The 573-nt window shown below is 71.7% G+C and carries 1 protein-coding gene; it reads right to left on the bottom strand.

Going from position 1 to position 573, the window contains the following annotated elements; genetic code table 11:
- Positions 1–529, bottom strand: a 529-nt coding sequence (locus BGP03_RS15455; protein WP_299736594.1) for a class I SAM-dependent methyltransferase, incomplete at its 3' end; no start/stop codon positions are given.
- Positions 530–573: the final 44 nt, after the last annotated feature.

The raw sequence follows: 573 nt of genomic DNA, 5'->3' as shown, positions 1-573 counted from the left end.
CCCAGGTGGCGGAGTCGATCGCGAGAGCGGTGAGGACGTCGTGGGCGGTGGGCTGAGGCGCATGATTCGTCGCGTGCCCGCCGTGCCCGACGATCAACAACGTCCCACCCGGGGCGACCGCGGCGGTGGCGCGGCGCAGGATCGCCTCGCGGGGGAAGGCCTCGTCGGGCGACTGCAGGTACTGCGCGTTGACCAGGTCGAACGTGCCCGCGGGGAAGGTGGCCGTGAGGTCGTGGCGCTCCACGGTGACGTCGGAGTTGCGTTCCAGGACGCGGTCCAGGGCGGTGGTGGAGACGTCGACGGCGGTGACGGCCCATCCGTGTTCGGCGAGCCACGCGGTGTCGGCGCCTTCGCCGGCGCCGAGGTCGAGGGCGGTGCCGGGACGCAGGTGCTCCGCGGTCTGCGCGAGGATCGGGTTGACGCGCCCGCTGAACACCTGGGGCCTGGCGCGGTAGAACTCCTCCCAGAACTGCGGGCTGCCCGGTACCGCCTCGGCCGTCCCGGTCTGGTGTCCGTGTCCGTGTGTCATGGCGGGAGTGTGCACCTCCGCGTGCGAGATTGACGAATCACCTT

This window comes from Pseudonocardia sp. 73-21 (genome assembly GCF_001899645.1).
Taxonomy (GTDB): domain Bacteria; phylum Actinomycetota; class Actinomycetes; order Mycobacteriales; family Pseudonocardiaceae; genus Pseudonocardia.
The sequence above is the reverse complement of the archived record's forward strand: the minus strand, read 5'-3'. Positions and strand labels throughout refer to the sequence as shown.